Origin of the sequence: Pseudonocardia oceanicola (assembly GCF_047200735.1) — a bacterium.
In the GTDB taxonomy this organism is placed as follows: Bacteria; Actinomycetota; Actinomycetes; order Mycobacteriales; family Pseudonocardiaceae; genus Pseudonocardia.
The window spans coordinates 1-15,343 of sequence record NZ_JBJZON010000035.1 but is presented as its reverse complement, the minus strand read 5'-3'; the positions used below and the strand labels follow the sequence as shown (position 1 = coordinate 15,343).

The 15,343-nt window shown below is 74.1% G+C and carries 20 protein-coding genes; 8 read left to right on the top strand and 12 right to left on the bottom strand.

Annotated features, from left to right (window positions below):
- Positions 1–12 precede the first annotated feature (12 nt).
- Positions 13–1,020 (top strand): TIGR03557 family F420-dependent LLM class oxidoreductase, encoded by a 1,008-nt coding sequence (locus tag ACL02T_RS31350; RefSeq protein ID WP_412834421.1) that lies wholly within the window; start codon positions 13–15, stop codon positions 1,018–1,020.
- On the opposite strand, the gene ACL02T_RS31345 is transcribed toward ACL02T_RS31350, so the two are convergent.
- Entirely contained in the window at positions 998–1,708 is a 711-nt protein-coding gene (locus ACL02T_RS31345; RefSeq protein WP_412834420.1) for an HAD family hydrolase, read from the bottom strand. The genes ACL02T_RS31350 and ACL02T_RS31345 overlap by 23 nt on opposite strands.
- Before the next feature lie 172 nt (positions 1,709–1,880).
- Between ACL02T_RS31345 and ACL02T_RS31340 the strand changes: the two genes are divergently transcribed.
- Complete coding sequence (locus ACL02T_RS31340) at positions 1,881–3,062, top strand: FAD-binding domain (protein WP_412834419.1); 1,182 nt, start codon at positions 1,881–1,883, stop codon at positions 3,060–3,062.
- A gap of 7 nt (positions 3,063–3,069) precedes the next feature.
- A complete protein-coding gene (locus ACL02T_RS31335; protein WP_412834418.1) occupies positions 3,070–3,690 on the top strand; it encodes a TetR/AcrR family transcriptional regulator in 621 nt (206 codons plus the stop codon).
- Positions 3,691–3,716: 26 nt separating this feature from the next.
- On the opposite strand, the gene ACL02T_RS31330 is transcribed toward ACL02T_RS31335, so the two are convergent.
- Positions 3,717–4,478, bottom strand: a complete 762-nt coding sequence (locus tag ACL02T_RS31330) for a DUF1990 family protein (RefSeq protein ID WP_412834417.1) — start codon at positions 4,476–4,478, stop codon at positions 3,717–3,719.
- A complete protein-coding gene (locus ACL02T_RS31325) occupies positions 4,421–4,615 on the bottom strand; it encodes a hypothetical protein (RefSeq protein ID WP_412834416.1) in 195 nt (64 codons plus the stop codon). Before ACL02T_RS31325 ends, ACL02T_RS31330 begins: the two co-directional genes overlap by 58 nt.
- Before the next feature lie 64 nt (positions 4,616–4,679).
- On the opposite strand from ACL02T_RS31325, the gene ACL02T_RS31320 reads away from it, so the two are divergent.
- Positions 4,680–5,474 carry a DUF1990 family protein gene (locus ACL02T_RS31320; RefSeq protein ID WP_412834415.1) on the top strand — a complete coding sequence of 265 codons (795 nt, stop codon included), beginning with the start codon at positions 4,680–4,682 and terminating at the stop codon, positions 5,472–5,474.
- Positions 5,475–5,758: 284 nt separating this feature from the next.
- On the opposite strand, the gene ACL02T_RS31315 is transcribed toward ACL02T_RS31320, so the two are convergent.
- Positions 5,759–6,496, bottom strand: coding sequence for a M24 family metallopeptidase (locus tag ACL02T_RS31315; protein ID WP_412834414.1), 738 nt, complete (start codon positions 6,494–6,496; stop codon positions 5,759–5,761).
- Positions 6,497–6,634: 138 nt separating this feature from the next.
- Positions 6,635–6,958 carry a putative quinol monooxygenase gene (locus ACL02T_RS31310; RefSeq protein WP_412834413.1) on the bottom strand — a complete coding sequence of 108 codons (324 nt, stop codon included), beginning with the start codon at positions 6,956–6,958 and terminating at the stop codon, positions 6,635–6,637.
- Positions 6,959–7,190: 232 nt separating this feature from the next.
- On the opposite strand from ACL02T_RS31310, the gene ACL02T_RS31305 reads away from it, so the two are divergent.
- Together ACL02T_RS31305 and ACL02T_RS31300 are read left to right on the top strand one after the other, a co-directional pair.
- Positions 7,191–8,429: an MFS transporter gene (locus ACL02T_RS31305; RefSeq protein ID WP_412834412.1), complete on the top strand. Its 1,239-nt coding sequence runs from the start codon at positions 7,191–7,193 to the stop codon at positions 8,427–8,429.
- On the top strand, positions 8,426–10,018 hold the full coding sequence (locus tag ACL02T_RS31300) for a thiamine pyrophosphate-dependent enzyme (protein WP_412834411.1): 1,593 nt from the start codon (positions 8,426–8,428) through the stop codon (positions 10,016–10,018). The genes ACL02T_RS31305 and ACL02T_RS31300 overlap by 4 nt, the downstream gene beginning before the upstream one ends.
- A 114-nt stretch (positions 10,019–10,132) precedes the next feature.
- Here the strand turns inward: ACL02T_RS31300 and ACL02T_RS31295 are convergent, their stop codons facing one another.
- On the bottom strand, positions 10,133–10,378 hold the full coding sequence (locus tag ACL02T_RS31295; RefSeq protein WP_412834475.1) for a MarR family winged helix-turn-helix transcriptional regulator: 246 nt from the start codon (positions 10,376–10,378) through the stop codon (positions 10,133–10,135).
- Positions 10,379–10,381: 3 nt separating this feature from the next.
- Entirely contained in the window at positions 10,382–10,546 is a 165-nt protein-coding gene (locus ACL02T_RS31290) for a hypothetical protein (RefSeq protein ID WP_412834410.1), read from the bottom strand.
- On the opposite strand from ACL02T_RS31290, the gene ACL02T_RS31285 reads away from it, so the two are divergent.
- Entirely contained in the window at positions 10,547–10,867 is a 321-nt protein-coding gene (locus tag ACL02T_RS31285; RefSeq protein WP_412834409.1) for a cupin domain-containing protein, read from the top strand.
- Here the strand turns inward: ACL02T_RS31285 and ACL02T_RS31280 are convergent.
- The 3 genes from ACL02T_RS31280 to ACL02T_RS31270 form a co-directional block, all read right to left on the bottom strand.
- On the bottom strand, positions 10,857–11,258 hold the full coding sequence (locus ACL02T_RS31280; RefSeq protein ID WP_412834408.1) for a DoxX family protein: 402 nt from the start codon (positions 11,256–11,258) through the stop codon (positions 10,857–10,859). The two genes, ACL02T_RS31285 and ACL02T_RS31280, sit on opposite strands and share 11 nt — an antisense overlap.
- Before the next feature lie 104 nt (positions 11,259–11,362).
- A complete protein-coding gene (locus ACL02T_RS31275) occupies positions 11,363–11,593 on the bottom strand; it encodes an L-lactate permease (protein WP_412834407.1) in 231 nt (76 codons plus the stop codon).
- A gap of 209 nt (positions 11,594–11,802) precedes the next feature.
- Positions 11,803–12,222: a pyridoxamine 5'-phosphate oxidase family protein gene (locus tag ACL02T_RS31270; RefSeq protein WP_412834406.1), complete on the bottom strand. Its 420-nt coding sequence runs from the start codon at positions 12,220–12,222 to the stop codon at positions 11,803–11,805.
- Positions 12,223–12,728: 506 nt separating this feature from the next.
- On the opposite strand from ACL02T_RS31270, the gene ACL02T_RS31265 reads away from it, so the two are divergent.
- On the top strand, positions 12,729–12,914 hold the full coding sequence (locus ACL02T_RS31265; RefSeq protein WP_412834405.1) for a hypothetical protein: 186 nt from the start codon (positions 12,729–12,731) through the stop codon (positions 12,912–12,914).
- Between the two features lie 359 nt (positions 12,915–13,273).
- Here ACL02T_RS31265 and ACL02T_RS31260 read toward each other — a convergent pair whose 3' ends face one another.
- Together ACL02T_RS31260 and ACL02T_RS31255 are read right to left on the bottom strand one after the other, a co-directional pair.
- Positions 13,274–14,449: a cytochrome P450 gene (locus ACL02T_RS31260; protein WP_412834474.1), complete on the bottom strand. Its 1,176-nt coding sequence runs from the start codon at positions 14,447–14,449 to the stop codon at positions 13,274–13,276.
- Between the two features lie 226 nt (positions 14,450–14,675).
- Positions 14,676–15,248 carry a DinB family protein gene (locus tag ACL02T_RS31255; protein WP_412834404.1) on the bottom strand — a complete coding sequence of 191 codons (573 nt, stop codon included), beginning with the start codon at positions 15,246–15,248 and terminating at the stop codon, positions 14,676–14,678.
- Positions 15,249–15,343: the final 95 nt, after the last annotated feature.

Here is a 15,343-nt window from a genome sequence, read left to right as displayed (position 1 = left end):
TACCCGCCGCGCATGACCTCCTTCGGCTACACCCTGATGACCGAGCAGCGCGGGCCCCGCGAGCTCGTCTCCGACGCCGTCGGCGCCGAGCAGGCCGGCTTCGACTTCGAGGTGATGAGCGACCACTACTTCCCGTGGCTCGACGAGATGGGCCACGCCCCCTACGCCTGGAGCGTCCTCGGTGCCGTCGCGAGCGCCACCGAGCGGGTCGGGCTCATGACCTACGTGACCTGCCCGATCATGCGCTACCACCCCGCCGTCGTCGCGCAGAAGGCGGCGACGATCGGCCTGCTGTCCTCGGGCCGGTTCACCCTGGGGCTCGGTGCGGGGGAGAACCTCAACGAGCACGTCGTGGGGCGCGGCTGGCCCACCGCCGACGTCCGCCAGGAGATGCTCGACGAGGCCGTCACGATCATCCGCCGGCTGTTCGAGGGCGGCTACGTGACCTACGAGGGGACGCACTTCCGGGTCGACTCCGCCAAGCTCTGGGACCTCCCGGAGGGCGGCGTCCCGCTGGCGTTGGCGGTGTCCGGCGCCCAGGGGGTGAACCGCTACGCGCCCGTGGCCGACGCGATGGTCGCCGTCGAGCCGGAGCCCGACCTCGTGCAGGGCTGGGACCGCGCGGCGGGTGCCGACCTCCCGAAGATCGGCCAGCAACCGATCAGCTGGGGCCCGGACACCGACGCCGCCGTCGACCGGGCGCACGCGCTGTTCCGCTGGTTCGCCGGCGGGTGGAAGGTCAACGCCGAGCTGCCCGGCACCGCCGGGTTCGCCGCGGCCACGCAGTTCGTGCGCAAGGAGGACGTCGCGTCGGCCATGGCGTGCGGACCGGACGTGTCGGCGCACATCGAGGCGGTGCGGCCCTTCGTCGAGGCCGGGTTCACCCACGTCGCCCTGGTCGAGGTCGGCGGGGAGATGCAGCCGGACTTCCTCGAGTCCGCCCGCACCGAGCTGCTGCCGGCGCTGCGCGAGGAGTACGGGCAGGCGAAGGACCCCGCTATCGGCGTGCGAGCGCGCTGACCAGGTGGTCGCGGAGCTCCGGGACGGAGTCGAACACCTCCCGGGCTCCCGCCTCCCGCAGCTCGGACTCCGAGAACCCCCCGGTCCGGATCGCGTATCCCGCACAGCCGGCCCGGTGGGCCGCCTCGAAGTCCCACACCGAGTCGCCCACGACGAGCCCGCTGCGCCCGTCGACCTTCTCCATCGCCACGCCGATCAGGTCCGGCTGGGGTTTGGTCGCCTCGACGTCCTCACTGGTGGTCCAGGCGTGGGCGAACTCGCGGCCGCCGAAGAGGTCGAGGTAGGCGTCGACGTGCTCCGGCTTGCCCGAGCTGGCCAGCACGACCTTGAGCCCGGCCTCGCGCAGCGTGCTCAGCAGCTCCCGCACCCCCTCGAAAGCCTGGACCTCGGGTAGCAGCGGCTCGAACTCCTCCGCCCACGCCGCGCGCGCGTCGTCGCCGTGCTCGTCCTCGAACCTCTGCCCGGCGACGGCGGGCACCAGCTGGTCGCCGCCCATCCCGATCGCCCGGTGCAGCCGCCACACCGGCAGGGTCACGTCGAACCGCCGGAAGGCCCGGAACCAGGCCAGGGCGTGGTGGTAGTTGGTGTCGACGAGCGTGCCGTCGACGTCGAGGACGGCGGTGTCGAGCGCCGAGAAGTCGGGCGGACCCACCTGCGAGGTCCTGTCCACCGTGGTCTGCGAAGCCATGGGGGCCGGGTACCCGCCCGGCGCCCGGTGACTCGCCGGCCGGTCGGTGCGCACGGCCGAGCATCCCGAAGCCGCCCGCGGAGGGCGGTCGCGGGTGTAGACTGCTGGTCGAACCAGCAGTCCACACATGGTGGACCGGGCAGGAAGGCACGACGGACAGGGAGGTCGGGCCATGCGGGTGTTGATCGTCGGGGCCGGGATCGCCGGGCCCACGCTGGCGTACTGGCTGCGGCACCTGGGGCACGAGCCCACCCTCGTCGAGCGGGCACCGGAGCCCCGTCGCGGCGGCTACCTCGTGGACTTCTGGGGCGCCGGCTTCGACGTCGCCGAGCGGATGGGCCTCGTGCCCGAGCTCCGGCGCCTGGGCTGCCGCATGACCGAGGTCCGGTCCGTCGACCGGCACGGTCGGCGGGTGGCCTCGTTCGCGCCGGAGGCGGTCGTGGGCCGCCGCACCGACCGCTACGTCAGCATCGCCCGCTCCGACCTGGCCTCGGCCCTCCTCTCCGCGGTGGACGGGCGCGTCGAGACCGTGTTCGGCGACACGGTCGCCGCGATCGACGACGACGGCGAGGTCGTGCGCGTGGCGTTCGAGAGCGGGACGCGACGCGAGTTCGACCTGGTGGTGGGGGCCGACGGGCTGCACTCGCGCGTGCGCGAGCTGGTCTTCGGGGCGCAGGAGGGGTTCGAGCGCTACCTCGGCATCGTCGTCGCCGTGTTCGACGTCGCCGGGTACCGCCCGCGCGACGAGCTCACCGCGGTCATGCACGCCGACGTCGGGTTCCAGCTGGTGCGGGTGTCGCTGCGCGACGACGTCACGATGTTCTTCGTCTCCCTGCGCGACGAGGGTGGCGCGTGGCCGGACGGCCCGCGCGAGCAGCAGGCGCTGCTGCGCCGCCGGCTCGCCGGGGCCGGGTGGGAGACGCCTGCGGTCCTCGAGGCGATGCACCGCGCCCGCACGTTCTACTTCGACCGGGTGAGCCAGATCCGCATGCCGTCCTGGACCCGGGGCCGGGTCGCCGTGGTGGGCGACGCGGCGGCCTGCCCGTCGTTCCTGGCCGGGCAGGGCTCGGCGCTGGCGATGGTCGAGGCCTACGTCCTGGCCGCCGAGTTGGCCCGGGCGGCCGGCGACCACGCCCGCGCGTTCGCCCGCTACGACGAGCGCCTCGGTCCGCTCCTGCGGTCCAAGCAGGACGCGGCGACGGGCCTCGGCGTGGCGTTCGCGCCCCGGACGAGGGCGGCGCTGGCCGTGCGGAACACGGCGATGAGGCTCATGGGGCTGCCGTACGTGCCGAACCTCGTCATGGGCCGCAGCCTGCGCGACGCCGTCGAGCTGCCCGCCGTCCCGGTCGCCTGAGCCGCCCGTGGTCCGCCCCCGCTTCGCGCGGCTCCCCCCGGCGCAACAGCAGGCGATCCTGCGCGCCGCGCTCGACGAGTTCGCCGCCCACGGCTTCCACGACGCCTCGCTCAACCGCATCATCGGGACCGCCGGCATCTCCAAGGGCTCGATGTACTACTACTTCGACGGCAAGGAGGACCTGTTCGCACACGTCACCCGGGTCGAGTTCGAGCGTCTGCTCGCCGACGTCGGACCGGTCCCCCTGCCGACCGGACCGGGGCCGGATGCCTTCTGGGCGGCCGTGGAGCGCTACTACCGTGACTCGGTCGCGCAGCTGGCCGCCCGCCCGCGTCTGGCGTCACTGGTGCGGGCCTGGCTCGGGGCCTCGCCGAACCCGGCCCTGCAGCGGGCGCAGCAGGAGCTGGAGGGGGAGGTCATGCCCTGGGTCGAGCGCGTCGTCGCCGCCGGCCGGTCCTGCGGCGCGGTGCGCACCGACCTCCCGTCCGGCCTGCTGATCGCCGTCGCCCTCGGCATGGGCAGGGCGATGGACACGTGGCTGATGACGCAGCCGCCCGAGGACGCCGCGTCGCCGCCGATCGGCGCGCTGGTCGGGATGCTCCGCCGGGCCCTGGAACCACCGGTGTGAGCCCGTGCGCGGGGGTTCCGACGGCGTCAGGGGCAGAGCCCGGGCCGGACGACGTCGATCGCGAACCTGTCCCACCAGGGGTCGGGCCGGTGCCGGGGCACGATGACCAGCCCGGCCTGCCGTTCCGCCGTCACCGGCGGGTCCCGGTCGACCAGCTCCTTGGTGCGTTGCCCGACGCGGCGGTAGAACTCGAGCTGGGTGACGCGTCCGAAGAGCGCCCAGCCGACCCGGTAGAAGGGGTTGGGCACCGGGGCGCGCCGTGAGTAGGCGTGGATCCAGAACGTGACCTTCCCGGTCTCCTCGTCCTTGACCACCTCGTAGCTCAGCCGGCCCTGCTCGAGGTGCCCGCAGAGGGTCCGGTAGGTCCAGCCCCACACGCGCAGGCCACCGCGGACGGTGTCGTAGGCGTCCGTGACCCGCACCGGCATGTAGAAGCGCAGCAACAGGAACCGGCCCTGCAGCACCATGTCCCGGCCGAGGAGCGTGGCCTCGCGCCGGTAGACCCCGCGCAGCAGCCGGTGGTCGGTGAACTCGTAGTTGCGCACGATCCGGCAGGCGCGCTCCCAGACGCCGCCGGTCTCGGGCGGTCCGGGCGCCTCCACGCCGAGCTCGGCGTAGCCGGAGTCGACGTGCCAGTCGGGATCGTCCGTGGAGGTCGGCGCCTCGTCCTCGGCGTAGTTGACGTCGAGGCCGGCCAGGTACGCGAGCTCGGCCTCCAGTTCCGTGCGGTTCAGGAGGCCTCCTCGCGCCGCACCGTCTCGCTGATCAGCCAGAACGTCGGTGGCCACAGGCCGACGAACAGGGCGCGCCGCTCGGCGTTGCCCCGTTCCTCCTGGTCCACCGCCTTCGCCCGCATCCACATCCCGATGCAGAGCGCGATGCACCCCAGCGAGACGCTCTGCAGGTGGATCGCGCGGATGCCCACGCGTCGGAGGATCGTTCCGATGGTCACGCCGCATGGGTTCCCGCTCCTCGGGTACTCACACCCGATGACCGTGCTCCGTTACCACCCGCGGCACCCGGTGACGGGCACCCGGCGGTCCCGCCGGGTCGGCGCGATCGTGCGCTGGCCGGTCGGCGTCGGGATCGTGGCCTGGCGCTACCTCTGGCGGACGACGGTGACGCACCGCAGCGAGGAGGCCGGGGACGCGACGGACCTGCCCGAACCGCTCCCGCCCGAGGTGTGCGACGACCGCGTCCAGCACGTCGAGGAGGGGTACGGCGACCTCCTGCACCGCCGCTACTCGGTGACCGTGGCCGGGGGTGAGTGCGGCGCGGAGGCGCTGCTGGAGCGGCTCGCCGCCGACCCCAACGTCTGGGCCCCCTCGGGCATGGCGGTGTTCCGGCGGACGCAGGGCAGCGACGGCGCGATGCGGGTCGGTGACGAGTTCCTCGTCCGGCTGCCGGGGCCGTGGGACGGGCCGGTCCGGGTCGTCGGGTCGGGGCCGCGGCACTTCCGGCTGGCCACCCTGCACGGCCACCTCGAGGCCGGGCAGATCGAGTTCCGGACCGAGGACGCCGGGGAGGACGTCCGGTTCGTGATCGAGTCCTGGGCCCGGCCTGGCGACCGGATCTCGCACCTTCTCTACGACCAGCTGCTCGTGGCCAAGGAGGTGCAGCTGGTGATGTGGACCCACGTCTGCCTGCGCGCGGCCGCCGTGGCCGGTGGCCGTGCGCGCGGCGGGCTCACCGTGCGCACCCGGCGGCTCGACATGGCGCAGTGCTCCGACGCGTCGACGCGGCCGCGGGACGCGAATCCGATCGATTCGCCGGAACAGGTGTAGGCGGCGCGCGGGGCGGGGATCCCCGGACCGGCACAGACCACGGCTGTCCGTCGTTGGGGAGCGGATCGGGCAGTCCTTCGGGCCGGGGTCGCCGTGATCGGGGTGGCGGCCCCGGCCTCGCCGTTCTCGGAGGCGGCGACCCGTGACCCCGGTGCGCCGCGGCTCCCCGGACCCCCGCGCGCGAGCCGGACCCCCGCGCGAGCCGGCCTCCTCGTGGTCCACGCCCGGACGTCCGCGCCCGCCGCCCGTCCGGCGGGGCCCTGTCGCCGGGGGCCCGGACGGCCTCAGTGGTGCAGTGTCAGCAACTGCTCGAAGAACCCGCCGAAGCCGCGCTCCCGGTCCACGAGGTGCACCTCGAGGATCCAGTGGCACCGCCGTCCCGACGGGTCGGTGCGGCGCATCGGATGGTCGCTGCCGGGGGCGATGTAGCTCTCGATCCGCTCGCCGTCGATCCACTCGTGCGGGAACTCGCCCACGAGGTGGCCGCTGTGCGCGCCGCCGAACTCCCAGCCCGCCTGCTCGGCCAGCCCGACGACGTGCGCGTACAGCTCCGCGCCGCTGATCCCCGGGTGCGCCTCGAAGTGGTCGCGGCCGGCCGCGAAGAGGCGCGGCAGGTCGTCGCGGAGCCGGTGCTTGACGGGGTCGTCGCCCAGCACGAAGGTGCGCCCGAAGTCCGCCTCCCAGTCGGCGAAGATCGGGCCGAGGTCGAGGAAGACGATGTCGTCGGCCCCGATCGACCGGTCCGGCGGGTTCTCCTTGTAGGGCAGCAGGGTGTTCGGTCCGGAGCGCACCACCCGTTTGTGCCAGTGCCGGTCGGTACCGAACAACTCCGCGCCGAGATCGCGCACCCGGTCGCTCAGGGCCCGCTCGGACTCGCCCGGCGCGATCAGCCCGCGGCGCTCGACCTCCTCGAACAGGTGCAGGGCCTTGCGCTCGGCCTCGACGAGGTTCCGGGCACGGGCCTCCTCGTCGACGGGCGCGGTGCCGGTCGCCTCGCTCATCGCACGCCTCGCCTCGCTCATCGCACGCCTCCTCGGGTCGCACCGGGACCCGGGCCGACCTCCGGGCCGGAGCGGGTCGTGGCGGTGTGGTGGTGCCGCAGGTTGGCGGCGCCGCTGCTCCGCGGGACGCGGGCGCCCCGCGGAGCAGGACCACCCGGGCTACTCGGGGGTGACCTCGGCCATGTCGTTCCAGGCCTCGCCCTCGAGATCCTGGTAGTTGATCTTCGGGCGCTCGGCGACGACCGTACTCATGAACGGGAAGAACTTCTGGGCGTGCTCGGTCTGCACGTGGGCGGCACCGGCGTCGCCGTCGGCGAAGGTCTCGACGATCGCGAACTCGTTCGGCGTGGTGCCGCTCTCGTAGAAGTCGAACGCGACGTTGCCCGGCTCGGCCCGCACGTTGTCGGTGTACTCCTTGATGCCGGCCAGCCAGTCGTCGCGCTTCTCGGGCTTGATCGTCACCTTGAGAACGATCAGGATCACGGCCACCTCCGGGTCGTCGTAGGTCGGCCCCGGGCACGCCACCCGGGACGGTGGGGGCAGCCTCCCACTCCCGCGCGCGGGTCGGTGTCTCAATCGGCGACGTCGCGCCCGTCGGGTGAGCTCCGGGTCCGCCGCACCGCCCGCCGCGCCGCTTCCGCCCACCGGAAACGTGCCCCGACGGGATCGGACGGGCCCGCTCATACTCCGGCCACCGGACAGCGAGGAGGGTTCCATGACAACGGGGTCGGCAGGACCGTCGGGGAGGGCCGGGGCGCGGGCCGGCTGGGTGGCGCCGCTGTGCTGGTCGGCGGTCGCCCTGGAAGGGTTCGACCTGGTCGTGCTGGGCGTGGTGCTCCCGACGCTGCTGCGCGACCCCGCCTGGGGGCTGAACCCCGGCTCCGCCTCGGTCATCTCGGTCGCCGGCCTGGTCGGCGTCATGGTCGGCGCGCTCACCGTGGGCCCGCTCACCGACCGGTACGGCCGCCGCTCGATGCTGCTCGTCACCGTCACCGCGTTCTCGGTGCTGACGCTGCTCTGCGCCTTCGCGCCCGGCCCGGTCCTCTTCGGTGTGCTGCGCTTCCTCGCCGGGCTCCCCCTCGGCGGCGTCCTGCCGGTGGCGATCGCGATGGTCAACGAGTTCGCCCGGTCCGGCCGCGGCGGCAGCGCCACCACGGTGCTGATGACCGGCTACCACGTCGGCGCGGTGGTCACCTCGCTGCTCGGCATCCTGGTCATCCCGTCGCTCGGCTGGCGGGCGATGTTCGTCATCGGCGCGCTGCCCGCGCTGGTGCTGGTGCCGCTGATCTGGCTCCGGCTCCCCGAGTCGATCCCGGTCGAGCGCGGGCCGGCCGCCCCGCGCAACCCGGTCGCGACCCTCTTCCACGGCGGCTACCTGCGGGCGACGATCGCCTTCTGGGTCACCTCGTTCATGGGTCTCCTGCTCGTCTACGGCCTCAACACCTGGCTGCCGGAGATCATGCGCTCCGCCGGCTACGCGCTCGGCGCCGCGCTGGCCCTGCTGCTGGTGCTCAACGTCGGCGCGGTCGTCGGGCTGCTCGTCGCCGGCCGGGTGGCGGACCGGATCGGGGTGCGGACGTCGACCATCGCCTGGTTCACCGCCGCCGCGCTCTTCCTCGCGCTGCTGTCGGTCAGGCTGCCCGGGATCGGGGTGTACGTGAGCGTGCTGCTGGCGGGCGTCTTCGTCTTCAGCTCGCAGGTGCTCACCTACGCCTACGTCAGCCAGCACTACCCGGCCGAGGCGCGCGCGACCGCCCTCGGCAGCGCCTCCGGTGTCGGCCGGCTCGGTGCGATCTGCGGCCCGGTGGTCGGCGGCAGCCTGCTGTCGGCCGGTCTCGCCTACCCGTGGGGCTTCTACGTCTTCGCGGTCGTCGCGGCGATCGGCGCGGCGGCGGTCTCGGTCGTCGGCAGCAGCCGGGCCGGGGCGAGGGAAGGCCGGGTGGAGACCGGATGAGGACCGTCCGGGACGAGACCTTCGACGTCCTGCGCCGGTACGGACTGACCACGGTCTTCGCCAATCCCGGGTCCACCGAGGTCGCCCTGCTCACCGACCTCCCGGCGGACCTCCGGTTCGTCCTGGCCCTGCACGAGGGACCGGTGGTGGGGGTGGCGACGGGCTGGGCCACCGCGCACGACCGGCCTGCGCTCGTCGTCCTGCACACCACGGCCGGGCTGGGCAACGCCGTCGGCGCGCTCGCCACGGCGAGGGTCAACCGGGTGCCGCTGGTGGTCGTCGTCGGGCAGCAGGACCGGCGGCACCTGGCGTTCCGGCCGTTCCTCACCGGGGAGCTGGAGGGCCTGGCCGGCCGCTACCCGGTCTGGACGACGACGCCCGCCCGGCCCCAGGACGTCCCCTCCGCCGTGGCCCGGGCCCATCACGAGGCGGTCGCCGGCCGCGGGCCGGCGCTGGTCGTGGTGCCCAGTGACGACTGGTCCGCGCCCGCGAGCGACGACGTCGCCGCGCCCGCGGTGGTGCGCCGCGGCACGGGAGTCGGACCCGAGGTCGTCGAGGAGCTGGTCGCCGCCCTCGCCGCGGCGACGTCGCCGGCGCTGGTCGTCGGGGCGGACGCCGACGGCGAGGCCGCCTGGGCCGCCCTCGTCGCCCTCGCCGAGCGGCTCGACTGCCCCGTGTGGCAGGAGTCGTTCGCGGCGCGGGCGGGCTTCCCGCAGGACCACCGGCTCTTCGCCGGGCACCTGCCCGCCGGACGGGCGCGGCTGCGCGAGACGCTGGCCCCGCACGACCTCGTGCTGGTCGTCGGCGCGCCGGCCTTCCGGCAGTACCCCTACGAGCCGGGGCCGTTCGCCGGGGAGCGGACGCGGCTGCTGCTGGTCACGGACGACCCCGAGGACGCCCACCACAGTCCGGTCGATCTCGCCGTCGTCGCCGATCCGGCCTCGCTGAGCCGGGCCGTCGCCGACCGGGTGCCCACGCGGTCCGGCGGGCGTTCGCTCCCGAAGGCGGCAGCCCCGGAGCCGCCGGGGGAGGGCGCGCCGCTGCGCGCCGCGCACGTGCTCGCCGCCCTCGCCGCGCGGCTCCCGGCGGAGACGGTCGTGGTGGAGGAGACCCCGTCGAGCCGCCCGGACCTGCACCGGTTGCTCCCGGCCCGGCGCCCCCTGGGCTTCCTGTCCGCGGCGATGGGCGGGCTCGGCTTCGCGCTCCCGGCCGCGATCGGGGTGCGGATGGCGCGGCCGGATCGACCGGTCGTCGCGGTCGTGGGGGACGGGTCGTCGCTCTACGGGATCCAGGCGTTGTGGACCGCGGCGCACTACGGCGTCGGCGCGGTCTTCGTGGTGCTCGCCAACGGCCGCTACGCGATCATGGACCGGCTCGCCGAGAAGCAGGGCGGCGCGGCCCCGTGGCCCGCGTTCACCGAGGTCGCCGTGGCGGGGCTCGCGCAGTCGCTGGGGTGCCCGGCCCGGCGCGTGGCGACGTGGGAGGAGCTCGGCCCGGCCCTCGACGCGGTCGTCCCGACCCTCGCCACGCGCACCGGACCGCTGCTGCTCGAGGTGGTGGTGGAGCCCGACCCGACCTTCGACCCGTGATCGGCGGGTGTGTCGAGCCGGCCCGTCGGGACGGGCGCGGTCGTCGACGGGGGCAGCAGTCGCGGTGCCCTCGGCCGCGTCGGGGGCCTGCACCGCCACGCTCGTGCGGTCGGGTCAGCGCGTGAACCAGGCGGGCGCGTCGAGGCGAGGGCCGGAGGTGGCCCGGCCGAGTGCGTCCTCGACCGTGCGGACCGCGTCCTCGCCGAGCTCGCGCGCCCAGCGCGCCCGCAGCTCGTCGAGGATCTCGGCGGAGCGGGCGAGCAGGTCGCGGCCGCGGGCGGTGGGGCGGACGAGGACCCGGCGGGCGTCCGCCGGGTCGGGCGTGCGCCCGACGTAGCCGGCCGACTCGAGCGCGGCGATCGTCTAGGCCGCCGCCTGCGTGGTCACGCCGAGCCGGCGACCGAGCTCCGCGGCCGTCGTTCCCGACCCCACGGCCTGCAGCGCGAACCCGTGCATCGGCCGGGCCTCGGCGCCGCGCAGTCGCTCCGGCAGGTACGGATGCGGCCGGGCCAGGTGGGGTCGGACCACGTGATGGACGTGGAGCAGGTGTGGACCGTCGTCGACGGCGGGATGACGCTCCGGACCGCGGGCGGCGAGGCCGTGCTGGCGGCGGGGGACACCACGGTGCTGCCCGCCGGGGCGCCCCGAACGATCCTCGCCGACCCGAGGAGGGGCTGTCCGCGCTGGTCACCGGGCCGGGTTCGGGTCATGCCCTGCTCCCCGACGGGACCGACCGGGGTGTGCCGGACTGGATCCGGTGACGCCGCGGGCGCGCCGGGGACCCCTCGACCCCGGCGCGCCCGCGCGGCTGTGACCCCCGGCCCGACCCGGGTCCGGCTCACCGCCTGACCAGCGCCCGGATCTCGTCCCGGCGGACCCGGGCGATCAGGGCGAACAGCAGGCCCAGGACGATCGGGGTGTAGACGTACTCCGCCGTGCCGATCACGGCGACCTGGAAGAACACGGCGCCGGTCATCAGCACCACGAAGCAGGCCGCGGCGAGGCCCGCCAGCATCGGGACCATCAGGGCGATGCCGCCCACGACCTCCAGCGCGCCGATCAGGTAGCGGAACCAGTCACCGGCGCCGATGGCGTCGAACGCCAGCACGGCGGTGGCCTCGCCGAACAGCTTCGGCGCACCGGACCCGACGGCCATGAACAGGCCCAGCACGACCTGCAGGACGGAGAGGGCGACGCGGGCCCTGCTGCGGGGGCGGGCGGTGGGGGCGGCGGCGATCATGGTCTCGGTCCTCTCGGTGCGGGGCGGCGTCCGCCGCGGTGTCACGGGGAAGACCGCGCGCCCGCCGAGAACTCATCGTCGCCGGCGCCTCCGGGTCCGCGCGCCTACGGCAATATCCAGCCCAGCACCGGCGTGGACTGCAGGTAGATCAGGATCGCGAGCACCACCAGCATGCCGAGGCTCCACCCGAAGACCTTGCGGAGCAGCACGCCCTCCGGCCCGTCGAGCTTGACGGCGGCGACGGCGATCGTGAGGTTCTGCGGCGAGACCATCTTCCGCCGCGCCCGCGAGCCTGCGTGACATCGCCCGACCGGCACCCGGGTTCCCGAGTTCACCGCGCTGCGCTACTTCACCCTCGACGGCAGCGACTACCCCTCCCACACCGCCCAGGAAGCCGCGATCGCCGGCTACGTCCGCTGGGTCGACCGCCACGCCCGACCCAAGCGCCACTTCGCACCCGAGTCCAAAAAATCCGCAGACCCGATGACCTACCGAACGTCGCCTGACGCGGCACCAGCGGTGGCTTCAGGCTGATACCTCGGCTTCACGCCCTCGACGGAGTGAGCCGACCGTGCAGGATCTGCAGGGGGATCGAGATCGTGTGCGCAGTGTCGCCGTCGGCCCACCAGGGCGACAGCGCCAGCTGTAGCGCATTCAGCCGGCCCGGCTCGACCACCTCGTAGGCCTCGCCGATCCCGTTGACAGTCCATCCGGTGCGGGTGTCGAGATCGACGTGGTCGACCTGGAAAGCCACGACGGCGTGCATGACAGCTGCCGCGAGCGTGCCGCCGCGGGGTGTGCGGAAGACGACCTCCTCCCCGTCCAGCACATAGTGGACGGGATGCGCGGCGGGCAGGCTTCCTTGGGTGACGACGACGCGCCCGACGCCCTCCCCGGCCAAGAGGTGCAGGCACTCGTCGCGGCCGAGTTCGACCAGCCTCGGCTCTGGGTGAATCGTGGCCACCTCCTCCGGTGAAGATCGATCACCAGCACCGTAGGTGAGCCGGACAGACTCAAGCAGGGCCCTAGGTCCCGGACCGGACACCCAACACGCGGCCTCTCGCAGCAGTGCACGGCGGAGCCGCGTTGGTTGGAGGTGGCGAGAGCGCTCGAGGAGCGGAAGGCCGCCCTGACGGCAACGGTTTGGGTCGGGGCGGCCTTCCTGTGCGGCTGCCTTCACGGCCCCGCCGCACACGCGGGCTACTCGCCGAAGCATCCCGCTCCTCGACCATCCACTATGGCGCCGCCAGCGTGGAAGCACCCGAACGAGGCATTAACGCTGTGCGGCGACCCGATCACCATGATCGGTGGTGAACAGGAAGCGGGACAGCGCCCGCCGCCGGCAGGCGCTACGCCGCCCCCTGCCACCCGCTCGCCGACCAAGCCGAGCTGCTCTGGCGGATCAACTCCGACGCGGCGACCCTTCGCTTCGAACGTGCGCTCGGCGGCGAGCGAATCCCCGACGAACTCATGTACTGGTTCGAGACCACGATCGAGCAACTGCGGGACGGCCAGATCGACGACCTCACCGAGCTGCAGGAACTCGCTGCTGAATGGGCCCGACGACGTCGGCACTACCGCTACTTCCGCAGCGACACGGAGTGGGCCGACGTGGTGATCCTCGAGCCCCTCGAACGCCCACGGCCGGGCTGGTAGTGGGGTTCTGGCACGTAGGCGAGCCCACCGCCGATCTCCTGCGGCAACTACCGACCTCCCGCCCAGGGGGCGGCGTAACGGACTGAGCCGAATAGTCGAGCAACTTGATGACGGTGCGTGCCCGTGCCGTCGCTGTTTGTCGGCCGGCCCGTCGTGAGGGGATCCCCTCCCTCCCGCCACGGGCCGGCTGACGCGCACTCGGGCGCCCTAGCCCTGGCTCCCGTGCTCCGCGACGGTCTCGGCGAGCTTCTCGATCGCTGCCGCGATGGCCGACAGGGCGTCGGTCCGGGCTGCCTCGGGCCTGACCGGAGACCGTCAGTGGAAAAGCCAGGTCCCGCGGTCCGCCCGGAGCGCGCTCATCACGCTCCTCCCCAGGTCACGGGGAGGCTCTCCATCCCGTAGACCACGTTGAACGACCGGAACCGACGGTCCTCCGACGCCGGCCGCAGGTCCGGGAACCGCCGCAGCAGCGCCGGGAAGGCGATCCGCATCTCCATGCGGGCCAGCGGTGCGCCGAGGCAGTGGTGCACCCCGTGCCCGAAGGCGACGTGGCCGAGCGCGCCCCGCCGGACGTCGAGCCGCTCGGGGTCGGGGAGGAGCTCGGGATCGCGGTTCGCGGCCGGGATCGAGAGCATCACCAGGTCGCCCTCCGCGATCTCCTGGCCGGCCACGGTCGCCGGTCCCGTCGCCGACTTGATCGTCCCCGAGTGCACGATCGACAGCCACCGCAGCAGCTCCTCGACGGCCGGCCCGACGGCGTCCGGGTCCTCCCGGACCAGGGCGAGCTGATCGGGATGGTCCATCAGCGCGAGCGTGCCCAGCCCGAGCATGTTCGACGTGGTCTCGTGTCCCGCGATCAGGAGCAGGTTCGCGATGCCGACCAGCTCGTCCGTGTCGAGCTCCTCGCCGTGCTCGCGCACCAGCATCCCGAGCAGGCCGTCGCCGGGCTCCGCCCGCTCCTGCGCGACGAGGGAGCCCATGTACTGCCGCTGCTCCTGCTGGGCGCGCATCCGCTCGTCCATCGGCATCGACAGGTCGAGCAGCTTCGCGCTGCGCCGTTGGAACTCCGTCCGGTCCTCGTACGGGACGCCGAGCAGCTCGCAGATCACCAGGGAGGGCACCGGCAGCGCGAAGTCGGCGACCAGGTCCGCGGGCGCCCCGGCCTGCTCCATCGCGTCCAGGTGCTCGTCGACGATCTCGCGCACCCGGGGCTCCAGCCGCGCCATCCGCCGCCCGGTGAACTCCGGGGTGAGCATCCGCCGCAGCCGGGTGTGCGCGGGCGGGTCGAACGCCAGCAGGTTCCCGGCCCGCATCCGGGCGATCTGCTCCGGGCTCTGCTCCGGCATGCCCGGCACCCGGAACGCGCCCTGCCACTCGTTGCTGAAGCGCGCCGGGTCGCCGAGCACCTCGCGCACGTCCGCCCAGCGGGTGACCAGCCACGCCTCCATCCCGAAGAGCGTGCGCACCTTCCGCACCCCGGCGCCCTCGCGAATCGCCCCCAGCTCCGGCGCGGGGTCGAAGCCGGCCCGCTGCATGTGCAGCGGCAGCTCCTCGATCCTCGTGGCACCCGGTGCGGCACCAGCTGCGGCACTCGTCGCGGCACCCGCCTCCGCAGCGGCCTGCGCGGTTTCCGTCATGCACCCTCCCCGGTCCGGGCTGCTCCCTGCCGCCACTCTCACACCGTGCCGCCGGGCGGGCACGCACCCCGCTGAGAAGGCGCTGAGCGAGCCGGACATCTCCCCACGACCCGGACGGCGGTGCTCATCCGTGCAGGTTCCGGTACAGGTCCCGGAGCAGCAGGATCTCGGCGCCGTGGTGGATCGCCTCGCGCGAGATGTGCAGCACCAGGTCCGCCAGCGGGAACTCGGCGTACGGACCCTCCGCCGGCCCGCAGGGCCGGGCCAACCCGGCGTCGTCGAGCGCCTCGACCCCGCCCATCCACGCCGCGTAGGCCCGGTCCAGCTGGCGGAGCGCCTCGGCGGCGGTGCCCGCGTAGGCGTGCTCTTCGTAGGAGGTGGGCGGCCCACCGAAGTGGGACGCCGCCCGGACACCGAACACGCCGACGACCAGGTGCCCCATCCGCCAGGCGATCGTGGTGAGCGGCGGGGGATCGGGTTCGGGGAAGGCGAAGTCGATCCGGAACTCGCCCGACCCCGCCTGCACCGCCCCCGGCGCGGGGCTCCCGGCCGGGCGGACGCTCCAACCCGGCGCCGGTTCCCAGCGGTACTCCGCGTCGGTGAGCCCCTCGAGCTTCGGCCGCAGCAGGGCCTGCCAGTGGAAGGACAGCTGCTCGGCGAGCTGGGTGGTCGCGCTGCGGGTGGTGGTGTCCGTCATGCGGTGCACGTTAGTGCGGACCCACGACGGTTCCCGGTGTCGTGGGGGGGGGGGGGGGGGGGGGGGGCCCCCCCCCCCCCCCCCCCCCGGGCCCG